Annotated in this window: 16 protein-coding genes; 9 read left to right on the top strand and 7 right to left on the bottom strand. The window is 66.5% G+C overall.

From position 1 onward, the window contains the following. The first annotated feature begins 46 nt into the window (after nt 1-46). A complete protein-coding gene (locus tag MR1_RS20045) occupies nt 47-358 on the top strand; it encodes a helix-turn-helix domain-containing protein (RefSeq protein WP_067244877.1) in 312 nt (103 codons plus the stop codon). 153 nt (nt 359-511) lie between these two features. Here the strand turns inward: MR1_RS20045 and MR1_RS08170 are convergent, their stop codons facing one another. Both MR1_RS08170 and MR1_RS08165 read right to left on the bottom strand, forming a co-directional pair. Next, a complete protein-coding gene (locus MR1_RS08170; RefSeq protein ID WP_067244875.1) occupies nt 512-1,432 on the bottom strand; it encodes a sugar kinase in 921 nt (306 codons plus the stop codon). Then, on the bottom strand, nt 1,429-2,610 hold the full coding sequence (locus MR1_RS08165; RefSeq protein WP_067244872.1) for an MFS transporter: 1,182 nt from the start codon (nt 2,608-2,610) through the stop codon (nt 1,429-1,431). Before MR1_RS08165 ends, MR1_RS08170 begins: the two co-directional genes overlap by 4 nt. A 438-nt stretch (nt 2,611-3,048) precedes the next feature. On the opposite strand from MR1_RS08165, the gene nrdH reads away from it, so the two are divergent. Genes nrdH through nrdF form a run of 4 tightly spaced genes read left to right on the top strand, consistent with a single transcriptional unit; the run spans nt 3,049 to nt 6,913 of the window. Continuing rightward, the gene (gene nrdH, locus MR1_RS08160) at nt 3,049-3,282 is read left to right on the top strand and encodes a glutaredoxin-like protein NrdH (protein WP_067202914.1); all 234 of its coding nucleotides are present in this window, start codon (nt 3,049-3,051) and stop codon (nt 3,280-3,282) included. An 8-nt stretch (nt 3,283-3,290) separates the two neighbouring features. Then, the gene (gene nrdI / locus MR1_RS08155; protein ID WP_084344453.1) at nt 3,291-3,749 is read left to right on the top strand and encodes a class Ib ribonucleoside-diphosphate reductase assembly flavoprotein NrdI; all 459 of its coding nucleotides are present in this window, start codon (nt 3,291-3,293) and stop codon (nt 3,747-3,749) included. Continuing rightward, complete coding sequence (gene nrdE, locus MR1_RS08150) at nt 3,746-5,890, top strand: class 1b ribonucleoside-diphosphate reductase subunit alpha (RefSeq protein ID WP_084344452.1); 2,145 nt, start codon at nt 3,746-3,748, stop codon at nt 5,888-5,890. Before nrdI ends, nrdE begins: the two co-directional genes overlap by 4 nt. A gap of 45 nt (nt 5,891-5,935) precedes the next feature. Then, the gene (gene nrdF, locus MR1_RS08145) at nt 5,936-6,913 is read left to right on the top strand and encodes a class 1b ribonucleoside-diphosphate reductase subunit beta (protein ID WP_067244868.1); all 978 of its coding nucleotides are present in this window, start codon (nt 5,936-5,938) and stop codon (nt 6,911-6,913) included. 362 nt (nt 6,914-7,275) lie between these two features. Here the strand turns inward: nrdF and MR1_RS08140 are convergent, their stop codons facing one another. The 4 genes from MR1_RS08140 to MR1_RS20705 form a co-directional block, all read right to left on the bottom strand. Further along, nucleotides 7,276-7,506: a single stranded DNA-binding domain-containing protein gene (locus MR1_RS08140; protein WP_157517970.1), complete on the bottom strand. Its 231-nt coding sequence runs from the start codon at nt 7,504-7,506 to the stop codon at nt 7,276-7,278. A 476-nt stretch (nt 7,507-7,982) separates the two neighbouring features. Continuing rightward, on the bottom strand, nt 7,983-8,585 hold the full coding sequence (locus MR1_RS08135) for an HAD-IA family hydrolase (protein WP_255218116.1): 603 nt from the start codon (nt 8,583-8,585) through the stop codon (nt 7,983-7,985). 213 nt (nt 8,586-8,798) lie between these two features. After that, nucleotides 8,799-9,683: an NAD(P)-dependent oxidoreductase gene (locus MR1_RS08130; RefSeq protein WP_067244862.1), complete on the bottom strand. Its 885-nt coding sequence runs from the start codon at nt 9,681-9,683 to the stop codon at nt 8,799-8,801. Nucleotides 9,684-9,851: 168 nt separating this feature from the next. Beyond that, the gene (locus MR1_RS20705; RefSeq protein WP_409366243.1) at nt 9,852-10,079 is read right to left on the bottom strand and encodes a MerR family DNA-binding protein; all 228 of its coding nucleotides are present in this window, start codon (nt 10,077-10,079) and stop codon (nt 9,852-9,854) included. 257 nt (nt 10,080-10,336) lie between these two features. On the opposite strand from MR1_RS20705, the gene MR1_RS08125 reads away from it, so the two are divergent. The 4 genes from MR1_RS08125 to MR1_RS08110 all read left to right on the top strand — a co-directional run bounded on the left by MR1_RS08125 (nt 10,337) and on the right by MR1_RS08110 (nt 13,822). Then, entirely contained in the window at nt 10,337-11,737 is a 1,401-nt protein-coding gene (locus tag MR1_RS08125) for an MFS transporter (protein WP_067244860.1), read from the top strand. Continuing rightward, on the top strand, nt 11,734-12,390 hold the full coding sequence (locus tag MR1_RS08120) for a LysE family translocator (RefSeq protein WP_231820302.1): 657 nt from the start codon (nt 11,734-11,736) through the stop codon (nt 12,388-12,390). Before MR1_RS08125 ends, MR1_RS08120 begins: the two co-directional genes overlap by 4 nt. A gap of 120 nt (nt 12,391-12,510) precedes the next feature. Continuing rightward, complete coding sequence (locus tag MR1_RS08115) at nt 12,511-12,930, top strand: hypothetical protein (RefSeq protein ID WP_067244858.1); 420 nt, start codon at nt 12,511-12,513, stop codon at nt 12,928-12,930. A gap of 67 nt (nt 12,931-12,997) precedes the next feature. Next, nucleotides 12,998-13,822 carry an alpha/beta fold hydrolase gene (locus MR1_RS08110; protein ID WP_067244855.1) on the top strand — a complete coding sequence of 275 codons (825 nt, stop codon included), beginning with the start codon at nt 12,998-13,000 and terminating at the stop codon, nt 13,820-13,822. Nucleotides 13,823-14,378: 556 nt separating this feature from the next. Here MR1_RS08110 and MR1_RS08105 read toward each other — a convergent pair. Continuing rightward, complete coding sequence (locus MR1_RS08105; protein ID WP_157517968.1) at nt 14,379-14,822, bottom strand: hypothetical protein; 444 nt, start codon at nt 14,820-14,822, stop codon at nt 14,379-14,381. Between the last annotated feature and the right edge of the window lie 256 nt (nt 14,823-15,078).

The raw sequence follows: 15,078 nt of genomic DNA, 5'->3' as shown, positions 1-15,078 counted from the left end.
GGAAGCAAACCTTCGTCTTCTCGCCCGGGGCGATTACCAAGGAAGGGTGACCACCGCCTCCCGTGATCCCCGCATCGTGCTCGGGGAGCGGATCGCGCAGCTGCGGGTGCGCAGTCTGCTCACGGTCAACGGACTCGCCGCCGCGTGCGAACTGGACCCGTCGAACCTCCGCAAGATCGAGAAGGGCGAGGGGAATCCGCGTCTGGCCACGGTGCTCAAGATCGCCGGCGTCCTCGAGATCGATCCCCGCGACCTGTTCGACGGACTCGACCCCTACGGTCTCACCGGCAAGGACCGTCCGCAGCCGCTCAGCGGCTTCGACGCGTCGTTCTGGCGCCGCGGCGACCGCATCGCCTGACGCGAGGCCGCGGTCTGCGGGGGCGGGGCGGGTGAGCGCCATCGGCGCCGGGCGCGTCGTGGTGCTCTTTCGCTCTCGACGCAGAACGCCCGGCTCGGCCTTTCGGCGAGCCGGGCGGTCTGCGAGGGGAGATGCGTGCGGTGCGTGGCGCGATCAGGCCAGCGGCGGGATGTCGTGGGGGATCGTGAGGACCCGGGCGGCGGCGGCGTGGCCGGCCGACAGCCGCTCCGCCATCTCCGTCCCTTCGAGCGTCGCCACCAGGAAGCCGGACGCGTAGGCGTCTCCGGCACCGACCGGCTCCACGACCTCCACGCGGGGCGCCGGGACGAACACGGGCTCCGCCGACCCCTCGAACGCGGTGGCGCCGACGTCGCCGTCCTTCACGACGAGCAGTCCCGCATCCGGGATGTGGGCGCGGATCTCGGCGGGGGTGGCGGTGCCCCAGAGGCGCTCGGCCTCGTCGCGCCCGACGAAGGCGATGTCCGCACGGTTCGCCAGGCGCGCGAGCTCGCGCGCGGCGTCCTCCAGGGACCACAGCGCGCGGCGGTCGTTCACGTCGAACGACACCAGCGCGCCGGCCTCGTGAGCGTCGTCGAAGAGGCGCTCGACCATCGCGGCGCAGCTGGCGGACAGCGCGGGGGTGATGCCCGTGGTGTGCACGATCCGGACGCCCGCGAGGCGCTCGGGGGAGAGGAAACCGACGTCCATCCGCGAGGCGGCGGATCCGCGCCGGTAGTAGTAGACGGTCGACGACTCGGCGCCGGGGTCCTTGAACATGACGCCGGTGGGCGCCTCCTCGTCGCGCTCGACCCACAGTTCGACGCCCCGGGGCCGCAGCTCGTCGAGGATCCGCTCGCCGAGGGGGTCGGTGCCGAGGCGTGAGGCCCAGGCGGCGGGGTGCCCGGCTGCGGCGACCTGAGCGGCCACGTTGGACTCGGCCCCGGCCAGCCCCAGGGTGGCGTGGGCGGCCGCGGAGAGCGGCGCGCCGTCCGGGGTCACGAGGAGCATGCACTCGCCCACGCAGACGAGCTCGGGGACGACGGAGGAGGCGGGGGAGGTGGTGGCGTTCGTCATGATGGCGGGAGTGAGACCGGTTCTGTGTCGGGGATCGGACTGGGATCGCGGTGGCGGAGATCGGGGAAGGCGCGGACGAAGAGGATCGAGGCGGCGAGCCCCACGGCGGCGAACAGCGTCGCCGCGAGGTAGGCGCCCTGGGGGCCGCCGGTCTGGTCGATGAGGAAGCCGGCGATCGCGGATCCGGCGGCGGCCCCGATCAGCTGGCCGGTGCCGGCCCAGCCGAACGCCTCGGCCGTCTCCGAGAACTTGACGCTCGCCGTCGTGATCGCGAACAGGACCGCCAGCGCGGGGGCGACGCCGATGCCGGCGACCAGCAGCGTGCCGCCGAGCCAGAACACGTTGAGCGAGACCATGGTCAGCGCGAGCCCGACCGTGACGATCGCGAGCCGGCGCGCCATGGCCCACGGCCCGATCGGCACCCGGCCGCTGGCGAGGCCGCCGACGAGGCTCCCGAGCGCGAACACCGCCAGCACGATGCCGGACTCGATCCCGCTCTCGTGCTCGCCGCCGTGGCCGAAGGTGGCGACGACGCCGACCTCGACGGCCGAGCAGGCGCCGATGAGGAGGAAGCCGATGACGGTGGCCATCAGTACCGGGGGCTTCAGCACGACCCGCCCGAAACCGTGGCGGCTGCGCGGGATCCGCACCCGCCCGACCTCGGGGGAGAGGATGAACCAGGCCCCGCCGGCGACGAGGATCGCGGCCACGAGCAGCAGGCCCTGGACGGTCCCGATCTGGGTCGAGACCAGGGTGATCGTGACGGGCGCGAGGATCCAGATGATCTCCTGCAGCGACGCGTCGAGGGAGAACAGCGGAGTCAGCTGCGACGAGTTCACGAGCTTCGGGTAGATGGTGCGCACGGCCGCCTGGACGGGCGGCGTCGACAGTCCCGCGACCAGGCCGAGGGCCATGTAGCCGGGGACGGCGAGCGGAAGCAGTGCGAGCCCGAGGAACGCCAGCACGCAGACCGAGAGGGTGAGCGTGAGCACCCGGCGCATGCCCCAGGCGCCCATCCAGCGGCTCGTGATCGGGCCGGCGACCGCCTGGCCCACCGAGGCCGCGGCCAGGGCGAGCCCCGCTGCCCCGTAGGAGCCGGTGGTGTGCTCGACGTGGAGGAGGATCGCGAGGCTCGACATGCCGTTCGGGAAGCGCGCGGTCAGCTGCGCGGCGATCATGCGCCCCACGCCTGGAGTGCGCAGGAGTTCGCGATATCCCGATGCGGCCACGCGACCACGTTACCGGGGTCGCGACCGTGCCGCGCGGCGTCGATCGGGGGGCCTCGGCGCGACACGCCGACGACACGCCGGAGGGCGGATTCCACAGGCTGGGGAATGTCGGAGGCCGGTTCTAGCGTCCCCCCTGTGGAGGGATCCGCCGGGGCGGTCCGCGAGGCCCGGGAATCCGCGCTTCGCGGGGCTCGGGGCGGGGTGCCCGCCTGTGGATGAAACCGTGGACAACCTGTGTTGTATCAGGGGAGAGCGGTGGAAAACTACACGGATGTAACTACTATCCCTTGTGGTCGACCCGAATGTCGGTCCCCATATGTAGTATTGAAGTCCCGGTGAGGGTCCACCGGGTGAACACCGGGTTTTGAGGGGAAGAAGAGGCAGAACATGTCCATCACGGTTTACACGAAGCCTTCCTGCGTTCAGTGCAACGCGACGTACCGCGCGCTCGACGCCAAGGGCATCGAGTACGAGATCCACGACCTGTCGGAGGACCCGGCGGCGCTGGAGCAGGTCAAGGCCCTGGGGTACATGCAGGCGCCGGTCGTCGTCACCGACGAGGACCACTGGTCGGGCTTCCGTCCCGACAAGATCGACGAGCTCGCCTCGCGACTGGCGTAAGGCCGATCATGAGCGCCGTCGCAACCGCCGCGCCGCTCCTGGTCTACTTCTCGAGCGTGTCTGGCAACACCGCGCGCTTCATCGAGAAGCTGGGACTGCCGGCGAAGCGCATCCCGCTGCACCGCGGGGACGAGCCGCTCGTCGTCGATGAGCCCTTCGTCCTCGTCACCCCCACCTATGGCGGTGGCCAGGGGCGTGGCGAGGAGAAGGGCGCCGTCCCCAAGCAGGTGATCCGGTTCCTCAACGACGAGCGCAACCGGCGACACATCCGCGGAGTGATCTCCGCGGGGAACACGAACTTCGGCGATGCGTTCTGCCTCGCCGGCGACATCGTCAGCCGCAAGTGCCACGTGCCTCACTTGTACCGGCTCGAAGTGTTCGGCACACAGGAAGACGTCGATCGCGTGAGCGACGGATTGGAACGATGGTGGGTATTGCAGTCCAGCATGCAGAGCATGACGCAGTGAAGGAAGAGGCGGCCTTCAAGGTCAACCCGGCGTACGAGGGGCTGGATTACCACGCCCTCAACGCCATGCTCAACCTCTACGACGCGAACGGGAAGATCCAGTTCGACGCCGACAAGCGTGCCGCGCGGGAGTACTTCCTGCAGCACGTGAACCAGAACACGGTGTTCTTCCACTCCCTCAAGGAGCGCCTGGACTACCTCGTGGAGAAGGAGTACTACGAGGGCGCCGTCCTCGAGAAGTACTCGTTCGACTTCATCCAGAAGCTCAACGACCTCGCCTACTCGAAGAAGTTCCGCTTCGAGACCTTCCTCGGCGCGTTCAAGTATTACACGAGCTACACGCTGAAGACCTTCGACGGCAAGCGGTACCTGGAGCGCTTCGAGGACCGCGTCGTGATGACGGCCCTCGCGCTCGCGGACGGCGACGAGAAGCTCGCCGTCAGCCTCGTCGAGGAGATCATCTCGGGTCGTTTCCAGCCGGCGACGCCGACCTTCCTCAACGCCGGCAAGGCGCAGCGCGGCGAGCTCGTCAGCTGCTTCCTGCTGCGCATCGAGGACAACATGGAGTCGATCGCCCGCGGCATCAACTCCGCCCTGCAGCTGTCCAAGCGCGGCGGGGGCGTCGCCCTGCTGCTGTCGAACATCCGCGAGTCGGGCGCGCCGATCAAGCAGATCGAGAACCAGTCCTCGGGCATCATCCCGGTCATGAAGCTCCTCGAGGACAGCTTCAGCTACGCCAACCAGCTCGGCGCGCGTCAGGGCGCGGGCGCGGTGTACCTCTCCGCGCACCACCCGGACATCATGCGGTTCCTCGACACCAAGCGCGAGAACGCCGACGAGAAGATCCGCATCAAGACGCTGTCCCTCGGCGTCGTCGTGCCGGACATCACCTTCGAGCTGGCGAAGAACGACGAGGACATGTACCTGTTCTCGCCGTACGACGTCGAGCGCGTGTACGGCGTGCCCTTCGGCGACATCTCCGTCACGGAGAAGTACCGCGAGATGGTCGACGACCCGCGCATCAAGAAGACGAAGATCAACGCGCGCGAGTTCTTCCAGACCCTGGCGGAGATCCAGTTCGAGTCGGGCTACCCGTACATCATGTTCGAGGACACGGTGAACAAGGCGAACCCGATCAAGGGCCGCATCAACATGTCGAACCTCTGCAGCGAGATCCTCCAGGTCAACACGCCGACCACGTACAACGAGGACCTCTCCTACAGCCAGGTCGGCAAGGACATCTCCTGCAACCTCGGCTCGATGAACATCGCGCTGGCGATGGACGCGGACGACCTCGGCCAGACGGTCGAGACCGCGATCCGCGCGCTGACCGCCGTGAGCAACCAGAGCCACATCGGCTCGGTCCGCTCCATCGAGGACGGCAACGACCGTTCGCACGCGATCGGCCTCGGGCAGATGAACCTGCACGGCTATCTCGCGCGGGAGCGGGTGTTCTACGGCTCCGAGGAGGGGCTCGACTTCACGAACATCTACTTCTACACGGTGCTGTACCACGCGCTGCGGGCGTCCAACGCCCTCGCGATCGAGCGGGGCGTCGCCTTCGACGGCTTCGAGGACTCGACGTACGCGTCGGGGGAGTTCTTCGACAAGTACATCGAGCGCGCCTGGGAGCCCGAGACCGAGAAGGTCAAGGAGCTGTTCGCGGGCAAGCACATCCCGACGCAGCAGGACTGGGTCGCGCTGAAGGAGAGCATCCAGAAGCACGGCATCTACAACCAGAACCTGCAGGCGGTCCCGCCGACCGGATCGATCTCCTACATCAACAACTCGACGAGCTCGATCCACCCGATCGCGTCGAAGATCGAGATCCGCAAGGAGGGCAAGCTCGGGCGCGTGTACTACCCGGCGCCGTTCATGACGAACGACAACCTGGAGTACTACCAGGACGCGTACGAGATCGGCTACGAGAAGGTCATCGACACCTACGCCGCCGCCACGCAGCACGTGGACCAGGGGCTGTCCCTGACGCTGTTCTTCAAGGACACCGCCACCACGCGTGACATCAACAAGGCGCAGATCTACGCCTGGCGCAAGGGCATCAAGACGATCTACTACATCCGTCTGCGTCAGCTGGCACTGGAGGGCACCGACATGACCGAGTGCGTCTCCTGCATGCTCTGACCCTCGCGACCGCTTCGCTCGCTCAACGACCGATCTAGGAAAGACATGACCCCCGAATCGCTCAAGCTGGTCGACCACGTCCAGGCGATCAACTGGAACCGCATCCAGGACGACAAGGACCTCGAGGTCTGGAACCGTCTGGTGAACAACTTCTGGCTGCCGGAGAAGGTGCCGCTGTCCAACGACATCCAGTCGTGGAACACGCTCACTCCGGAGGAGCAGACACTGACGATGCGCGTGTTCACCGGCCTCACGCTCCTGGACACCATCCAGGGCACCGTGGGCGCCGTCTCGCTCATCCCCGACGCGATCACCCCGCACGAGGAGGCCGTCTACACGAACATCGCGTTCATGGAGTCGGTGCACGCGAAGAGCTACTCCTCGATCTTCTCGACGCTGTGCTCGACGAAGGAGATCGACGAGGCCTTCCGCTGGTCGGTGGAGAACCCGAACCTGCAGAAGAAGGCGCAGATCGTCATGGACTACTACCGCGGGGACGAGCCCCTGAAGCGGAAGGTGGCCTCGACGCTGCTGGAGTCCTTCCTCTTCTACTCCGGGTTCTACCTGCCGATGCACTGGTCGAGCCGGGCGAAGCTGACGAACACGGCGGACCTCATCCGCCTGATCATCCGCGACGAGGCCGTGCACGGCTACTACATCGGGTACAAGTTCCAGAAGGGGCTCGAGCGGGTCGACCAGGCCAAGCGCGACGAGCTGAAGGACTACACCTTCTCCCTGCTGTACGAGCTCTACGACAACGAGGTGCAGTACACGCAGGACCTGTACGACGGGGTCGGCCTGACCGAGGACGTCAAGCGGTTCCTGCACTACAACGCGAACAAGGCGCTGATGAACCTCGGGTACGAGGCGATGTTCCCGTCGACGGTCACGAACGTGAACCCGGCGATCCTGTCGGCGCTCTCGCCGAACGCGGACGAGAACCACGACTTCTTCTCGGGGTCCGGCTCCTCGTACGTCATCGGCAAGGCCGTCGCCACCGAGGACGACGACTGGGACTTCTGACGCCCAGCTCTAGCTGACAGCCCGCAAGGGCTGGTGAGAGGCCCGGAACTGCATGTTTCTGCAGTTCCGGGCCTCTTTTCGTGCCTTCTCTCAAAGATCAGAGGAGGACAGCAATGTACACGAGTACCTGTTCGGTGGGGCACGGAGGGGGCACGAGCGCACCTGTGACGTGGGTGAGGGGGGTGCCCGCCTACCGGAAACAGGTTCGGCGTGCCCCTCATGTCGTGCCCCACAAGGCACGCCGGATAGCCCGGGATCCGCGAGATTCTGCGGGTTCTGCCGTCTCTGCCCCGCGAGGGGCACGAGGGGGCACGACCGCCCGCGAGAGTCCGCGCGAGTCCACGGGAAGGCATCATGAGCGCTCAGGAACGAGAGTTCTGGTTCGTCCTGCTCGGGTACGAAGTCTGCGTTGTCGCTTCCTCCCCGTCGCGTCGGAAGTGCTCGACGCCGACGCGGGCGTAGAGCCGTGGCACCCCGCTCTGGCCGTAGGTGACTCTCGGGTCGGAGTCGATGTACCCCACCAGGGCCTGTCGCGGTCGCAGCTTCGCCTGATCCGTCCGCTGCTCGTTCTGCGGTGCGTTCTGCTCGTCCATCAGCGTGTCTCCTACCTCGCGGTGCCCCGCACGGAAGCGGCGCAGCTTGTGTGTGGCGGCAAGGTGCACGTCGCGGCCCGCGAGCGTCAGAACCCTCGCGCGGGCATCTCCCGCCTCCACGGCTGCGGCGAGGAGCCTGATCCGCTGGGAACGGGGCTGCGTTCCGGGTTCAGGTGCACACCGAGCGCAGGCCGGCGCGCCCACATTGCGCCACCGCAGTCCTCTCGCTCTTCTTCAGGCGGTTTGCCGGATTGCCGCCCTGACATGTACACCCAGGAGATCTACCCACGCGCTCCAGACACAGAGCGCCTCCCCACAGCCCTCCGCCTCCATCGCCACACCAAGGAGTGACCTCGCCCCAACTGGTCCAAGCAGTGTCACTGCTCGACCGCGAAAAGCCGCCCGGCACCGAGGTAGAGGCCGCCTCGGCCGCGACACCTGCATGGTCGTCGCCGGCCGTGGTAGCCGGAGGCTGGTTATCGGATCAGCAGCGCGTGCAGGTGCTCGAGGCTGTCGGCATACAGGTCGAAGGCGTCCTCGGGGGTGGGAGGATCCCCTCCCAGGCGGGGAACATAGGCGGTGCGGAGGCCCGCGCTGGCTGCGGCGCGCAGATCCCAGGCGTGCGCTGCGACCATGTACGGCGGCGCCGAACCCGGGGAGGCGGTTGCCAGTGCCAGCTGGTAGATCTCCGCGCTCGGCTTGTACACTCCGACATCCTCCGCGGAGAGGAACTCGGACACCGGCATCCCTGAGTGTTCGCGCAGGCCGTCCAGTACTCTACGGCTGGCGTTCGACAGGCCGAGCACGGTCGCATCGGCCGAGAGTCTCGACAGGCCGACGACGGTGTCCGGACAGGGGTCGAGGCGCTGCGAGGCGGAGGACAGTGGAGGCACTGCAGATGCCGGCAGCATGCCCCGACCCGTGAGAGCCTGCAGCGCCTCTGCATCGAGCACATGGCTGGGGCCGAACGCGGCTTCACCGGCGTTGATCTCGCCTTCTCGGTCGGCGACGTACGTCAGCCAGGCCTCCACCATCTGAGCCGAATCGACGTCCCCCACCCAGTGACGGCGCTTGCGCACCGTTGGAGACTGCCGAACTGGTGCCCGAGAGTGCCCAGCACGTCGAAGACGAGCCGGGGGCGGCCGGGAACCGTGGCGTTCATGCCGGATGGAACCGCGGCGCACCCTGGTCTATTCCGCGCGGTCACCCGACGCCCCCAGGCCCGCCCCGCCTCACACGGCGGCACGGATCTTCTTTCCATGCCCGGCGCAGGCGGTCCATGGCCGTGTTCTTCATCGGGGCAGTCGGTGTCGCGAACCGAGAAGCTCGAACAAACTTGAAAAGCCTTCTTCCCCGTGCCCGTCGGCAATTCGACGTTGCATGAGCGTTCGCACCTCGCGCATCCGGGTCGTGTCGACACCGGCCGAGGCGCGATGCTCGATCAAGTCATCCATGAGGGCGGCTTGCACCTTAAGGTTGCCGAGGTCCGGAGCATATTCGCCGCTCGCAATGGCGGCACCGAACGTCGTGACCAGCTGCGCGTACCCCGTCATTGTTTCTGCGACACGACCGGCGAACTCAGCTACATCGACCCCCTCGGTGCGCACGAGTCGGAACGTGTGCAGCAGCCCGATCAAGAACTCGTAACCGATGGCGACTTGGGCCATGAACTCCACTGCGGCGAGGCCGGCATCATCGCCGTAGAAGGTGGTCCTGCCAAGCTCATCGATTGTGGAGCGATGAGCCTCCAATGCCTTACGATCACCGCTGAGTGAGATCAGCATCGAGGGCGTTCCGGCATACGATGGGTCACCGAGCAGCGCCCCGCCGATGTACTTCGCCCCGCACTCATGAGCCCACTCGGCGTTGTGCCTCGCATCCGCGGGCGACCCACTTGTGAGGTTCACGATCACCTTGCCTGCAATGACATCGGCTATGCCGCGCTGTACCTCGGTCACGGCAGTGCGATCGAGCAAGCTCATGACGATCAGCGGGCTGGCAGCCACTGCTTCGGCTGCCGTCGATGCAGCGATCGCGCCATTCGCCGCCAGCGGGGCGGCCTTGGCCAGGGTTCGGTTCCACACCGTCGTGCGGTAGCCCTGCTCGATAAAGGTGCCCGCAAGCGCGGAGCCCATCGCGCCCAGCCCCAGAACGGTTACAGCGTTATTAGTCGTCATTGAGTGGCTCCCTTTATGAACAGCATCATGATGACGTTCAGGTTAGAATCTCAAGTACGGTTGAGGTCAAGGGGTGAAACGGTCGAGATCGCCGGATGCGCCGCGGGTTAGATGCGCAGGGGATCCTCAGTGGCGAGTTCGTCGTCAGTGTTGAGGAGTCCGCACGCGCTAAGGGGAGAGACGACCGCAGCCGATGCAACCGGTCAGCTCGCGCTGCAGGTTTTCGAGCTGCTTGCGGCGTGCGGTGGTCTCCTCGCGCCAGAGTCTGGCGATGCGCTTCCAGTCAGCCTGTGTCGGCGTGTCGTCGAGCGGGGACGTGTGAAGACTTCGCCGACCTGATCGAGCGACACCCCCGAGGCGCTTTGCGATGACGATCAACGAGACGCGGTGGATCATGTGGCGGCGGCGTCTCTGGTTTCCTGCCGTTCGGGTAGAGCAGATGAGCTCGAGCCGTTCGCAGAAGTGCAGGGTTGAAACAGGTGTGCCTGCCCGGCGAGACCTCGCCGGCGGCGAGCAGGTCTTCAGGTTCCACGAACTTCTCCTCTCGACTTGACCTCAAGTTAAGTTGAGGTATTAGCGTGGCCGCAATCGACCGCTCGCGGCACTTCTCGACAGCGATGAGCCGCCCTAGCCGACCCGGCGATTGGAACGCAATGACCGACAGCACACCAGTACAGACCGCCACGGGAACGTGGCGCGAACTTCTCACGGGGCGCAACGCGCCCATCGCTCTCGTGCTCGCCGGTGGCGTGCTCATCGAGGCGAGCAACGTCTACCTCACCACGAGCCTCCTGCCCACGATCGTCGGCGAGATCGGCGGCATGGAGCTGTACGCCTGGACCATGACGGCGTTTCTCCTGGCCTCGATCGTTACCTCGATGCTCGTCAGTCGCGTGCTCATGCGCTGGGGCGCGATCGGCGCGTATCTCATCGCGCTCGGCACATTTGCGCTCGGTTCGCTCATCTGTGCTGCGAGCCCGACAATGCCAGTGCTTCTGACAGGTCGCGCTGTGCAGGGTCTCGGTGGCGGGCTCCTAGCCGGGCTCGGCTACGTCATGCTGCAGCGCGCGCTCCCCGAACGGCTCTGGGCGCGCGGCGCAGCGCTCGTCTCTGCGATGTGGGGTGTCGGAAACATCCTTGGTCCACTCGTTGGCGGGCTGTTCGCACAGTTCGGCGCGTGGCGACTCAACTTCATCTGCCTCGCCGGCGCCGCAGTTTTGCTGAGCTTCGTCGCTATGAAGGCGCTTCCGCGCACCGAGCGCGGCCGCTCTGATGAGGTCGTGCCGTGGGTTTCGCTCGGCCTCGTCGGCAGCGGTGTCATCGCGATCGCAATTGCGAGCGTTCTGCCAGTCGGCCTGGGCACCGTGCTCGCCTTCGCAGCGGGCGTCGTCCTTGCTCTGCTCTTCATCGCCTACGAGAAGCGCAGCACGAAAGGCATTCTGCCCCGCGTCGCGTTCGACCGACGTTCACCGCTTGCCGCGGTCTACCTGACCGTCGCCGTCTTCGCCTTCGCGATCGGTACGGAGGCGTTCGTGCCGCTCTTCGGGCAGGAGATCGGGCTCATGGGCCCGCTCGTTGCCGGGCTGCTCGGCGCTGCGCTTTCGTTCGGATGGTCGATCGTGCAGGTGTTCTCGGCGAACGTTTCGAGTGCTGCTGCACAGCGGTCACTCATTGTCGTCGGCCCTGTTGTCATCGGGCTGGGGCTTGCCGCCTACGGGGCACTGCAACACAACGGGCCATCCGTGACCGTGCTCGTGTTGTGGTTCGTGACGCTCTTCTTCGCGGGCAGCGGCATCGGCCTGGCCTTCCCGCACCTCACGGTCGCCGCGCTCGGCAGTACCAGAGATGAGGACGAAGGCGCGAAGGCGGCCGCCGCGATCAACACCGTGCTCATCATCGCTCAGGCGTTCAGCGCGACCCTCGCCGGCATGATCGTGAACTTCGCCCTGCCCGACATGGTGCACGCGGCCCGCACACTCATGTTCACATTCGCGGTCATCGCGATTGCGGGCACGATCTTCTCACGCCGCGCGGGCCGCGGAATCGAGGCATGATGCCCGAAGCATCCGCAATTCTTGGCATCGCGATCGTGGCGTTCGGCATGGCGCTGACGCCGGGGCCGAACATGATCTATCTGGTGTCGCGCACACTCTCGCAAGGAACGCTCGCGGGGTTCGTCTCGCTCTGCGGCACTGCGCTGGGTTTCGCCATCTACATGACAGCGGCGAACCTCGGCCTCGCGGTTGTCTTCACGGTCGTGCCGTGGCTGTACACAATCATCAAGATTGCGGGTGCGCTCTACCTGCTGTATCTGGCGTGGACCGTGCTTCGCGGCAGTGCAGGGCTCTTCGAACCCGCACAGATTCCGCGCGATTCGAAGCGTCGCCTCTTCGGTATGGGGCTCGCAACCAACCTGCTCAACCCCAAAGCTGTCATCTTGTACGCGGCCCTCATCCCGCAGTTCATCGACCCGGCGCGGGGCAATGTTGTCGCGCAGGGCTTCGTGCTCGGGGGCGTCCAGATCGTGGCCAGCATTGTCGTCAACAGTGCGTTCATCTTGAGCGCCGGCTCGATCGCGCTCCTGTTGCAACGTCGACCGCGCTGGGCCGTGTGGCAACGTCGCGTGGTCGGCGGGGCACTCGCAGGAATCGGCGTACATCTGCTGCTCGATTCACACGCTCCCGTGAGTGCGGGGGCGGCCTCATGAGCACGCTCGAGCGCACGCGCACCGAGGCGAGCTCGGGGGGTTTGGGCTCGCACTCGCGGCAATGGTCGCCGGCCAACTCGCTGCGAAACCAGCCAGTCTTCCGCCCCCGAAAGGATCACCATGACTACGCAACCCTCAATCCCCGCCGTCATCGGGGCCACCGAAAATGCGCTTCGCGCACTGCTGCTCACGACCCTCGCTTCGACGGTGATCGCGAGTTACGCCGAGTGGGTCGTGCTCAACGCCGTGAGCGCAGCCGGCACGGATGCTTCGAGTGGGCAGTGGCGTGACGAAACCGCCCGCGCGCTCAAGACAGAGATCGAACCCATCGAGGCAGCGTTACGTGATCGCGGTTTGGTCGTGGGTGAGACGCAACTGAGCGACGACGGCCTCGAGGCGTTGGTTGCCGCCCGCCGCGCCGTCGGCGCGGCGACGGCTTCACTCGTCGAGGGCATCAGCGAGTCGGATGACGCAGCAACACGCCGTGTCTTGGCCACCTTGCGTGAACGCGCCGAGGCGCTTGTCAGGGTCCAGTCGTGATAGCACCCGTGGCAATGCCGGGTGGCAACGCACTTCGCGAGGCGCAAATGATCGGTAGCGTCGAGACATGGTGACACTTGACCGCGTGCTGCAGCGCCCGACCGCGCGCATTGCTTATCGCGATTCCGGTCGGGGGTCGCCGACGGTCGTTTTCCTCCATGGTGCGGGTCTCGATCACGTGATGTTCGACGATCAAGCCGACGCGCTCGTGGCGGCTGGCGCGCGCATTGTGCAGTGGGATCTTCGCGCGCACGGGCAGTCCACACTCGCCCCGGGCACGCGATTCACGGCCGAAGATGCACTTGACGACCTTGCGGCGTTGCTCGATGAAACGCAAGTATCGGATCCCGTTCTCGTCGGCCACTCGCTCGGTGGCAACATCGCGCAAGCATCTGCTCGAATGCATTCGAGCCGAGCGAGCGGCGTCGTGATCGTTGACTCCGCGTGGAACGCCGGGCCGCTTTCGGCCACGTCGCGATTCTTGCTCGGGCTTGCGGCACCCTCGCTCGCACTCATTCCGGCGCGTAATTTGCCGGGTCTCATGGCGAAGGCATCGGCCGTGACACCGGCGGCGATTGAGCGAGCAACAGAGACTTTTGGCCGAATGCCCAAGAAGACATTTCTTGACGTGTGGCGCGCGACTTCATCGTTCATAGCACCTGACCCTGCGTATCGCTCGCCAGTCCCGATTGGGCTCATGCGCGGCAGCGACGATCAGACGGGCAATATTTCGCAGGCAATGGGCACCTGGGCTGCGGCTGAGGGTGTCGCAGAGCACGTCGTTGCGAATGCCGGGCATATTGTCACGTGGGACGCACCCGCCCAAAGCACGGTGACCCTCTTCGAGATTCTCGGTCAGTGGCATCCGCAGCTTGTGAGCGGCGAGGGGTGACGCACGTGTTTGTTGCGGAGTACCACCCAGAGCGACCGCGCACCGTTGTCCTGCTGCACGGTGGTGGTGTCGCGGGCTGGATGTGGGAGCCTGGGCTCCCGGTCTCACGCGAGTACTGCTCTCATCGACCGCGGGGCTTGCGAAGAGCGAGCGGTTTGCAAATGCGCAAGCGAGAGCGCTCGGTGTGCCACCCACGCTCGTGCCCGACTATCTTCGAACCTCCGAGTCCATCTCGAAGACGACCTTGCTCACCGTTGTCGCCGCGAACGGCGCATTCGCGCCTCCATCTGGGTGGGAACGTTTCACCGGGGCCGCCATTGTGCTCGCTGGCGGTCGCGAGCCGCGCCCTGTTCAGCGGTCCGCACGACTATTGCACGCCGCCAACCCACGGAGCACCCTCGAGGTCGACCCAGACGCGGGCCACACGCTCCCTTTCAGCAACCCCACTCTCGTTGCCCGCAGCATCCGCGCGATGACGATCGAACATGGCGAGGCTTAGAAGCCTCGCGCGGACGACTCCCGCGTCCACGGCTGCGGGGAGGAACCGGCCCGCTGGTTATGGGGCTGCGCTCCGGGTTCGGGCGTACCCGAGCGCGGGCCGGTGCGCTCGCACGATCTCCACGTTCAGCCCGCTTGATCGAGGACTCTCCGGGGCGGTGTCGGCCTGTGCTGCCGGGTCGCTGTCTTCTTGCATCGCGGCGAGCTGGGTCTCGGTCCGGACGAGATTTTTCTCCACGTCCGCCGAGGCCTGGGTGTGGCGGAACGGCTGGCCGATGCGCTGGGCGGCGTCGTCACGCTCGGTCTCGGCGCTGGCGAGATCGGTGCGGGCGTGCTCGAGGAGCGAGGGGATGCCCGAGGTGCGATTCTCGATGCGCTGAATCAGACCGACACCGCCGTCGAGGAACGCCTGCCGGGTCATGACGAAGCCGCTGCGTGGCACTCCGTCGAGCCGAATGCGCACCACCGGCTCACCAGCGCCCAGTGCCGGACTGGTGGACACGGCGACGTCGAAGCTGCTGATCTGGCCGATGACGCCGTAGTCGCGGGAAGCGTACCGGGGCGCCCACTTCAGGTCGGAGTCGTGCGCCCACGATGTCGCTGGGCCGCCACGGACAGTCCAGGTGATATAACGCGATGGCGCGGGCTTGCACGTTGGTGCCGACGCCGCGGAACTCCTCGCCTGAAACTCAGCGCCATCGCGCTGGCATGCGAGGGAGGGGTGGGTGGGACCGTTTGGTTCCCACCCCTCCCTGCTG

The organism is Microbacterium resistens NBRC 103078 (assembly GCF_001552355.1).
Lineage (GTDB): Bacteria > Actinomycetota > Actinomycetes > Actinomycetales > Microbacteriaceae > Microbacterium > Microbacterium resistens.
The sequence above is the reverse complement of the archived record's forward strand: the minus strand, read 5'-3'. Positions and strand labels throughout refer to the sequence as shown.

Coding starts and splice junctions, on each gene's coding strand:
- MR1_RS08170 (WP_067244875.1), bottom strand. CDS start 1,432: ATGACGAACGCCACCACCTCCCCCGCCTCCTCCGTCGTCCCCGAGCTC.
- MR1_RS08165 (WP_067244872.1), bottom strand. CDS start 2,610: ATGATCGCCGCGCAGCTGACCGCGCGCTTCCCGAACGGCATGTCGAGC.
- nrdH (WP_067202914.1), top strand. CDS start 3,049: ATGTCCATCACGGTTTACACGAAGCCTTCCTGCGTTCAGTGCAACGCG.
- nrdI (WP_084344453.1), top strand. CDS start 3,291: ATGAGCGCCGTCGCAACCGCCGCGCCGCTCCTGGTCTACTTCTCGAGC.
- nrdF (WP_067244868.1), top strand. CDS start 5,936: ATGACCCCCGAATCGCTCAAGCTGGTCGACCACGTCCAGGCGATCAAC.
- MR1_RS08140 (WP_157517970.1), bottom strand. CDS start 7,506: ATGGACGAGCAGAACGCACCGCAGAACGAGCAGCGGACGGATCAGGCG.
- MR1_RS08130 (WP_067244862.1), bottom strand. CDS start 9,683: ATGACGACTAATAACGCTGTAACCGTTCTGGGGCTGGGCGCGATGGGC.
- MR1_RS20705 (WP_409366243.1), bottom strand. CDS start 10,079: ATGATCCACCGCGTCTCGTTGATCGTCATCGCAAAGCGCCTCGGGGGT.
- MR1_RS08125 (WP_067244860.1), top strand. CDS start 10,337: ATGACCGACAGCACACCAGTACAGACCGCCACGGGAACGTGGCGCGAA.
- MR1_RS08120 (WP_231820302.1), top strand. CDS start 11,734: ATGATGCCCGAAGCATCCGCAATTCTTGGCATCGCGATCGTGGCGTTC.
- MR1_RS08115 (WP_067244858.1), top strand. CDS start 12,511: ATGACTACGCAACCCTCAATCCCCGCCGTCATCGGGGCCACCGAAAAT.
- MR1_RS08110 (WP_067244855.1), top strand. CDS start 12,998: ATGGTGACACTTGACCGCGTGCTGCAGCGCCCGACCGCGCGCATTGCT.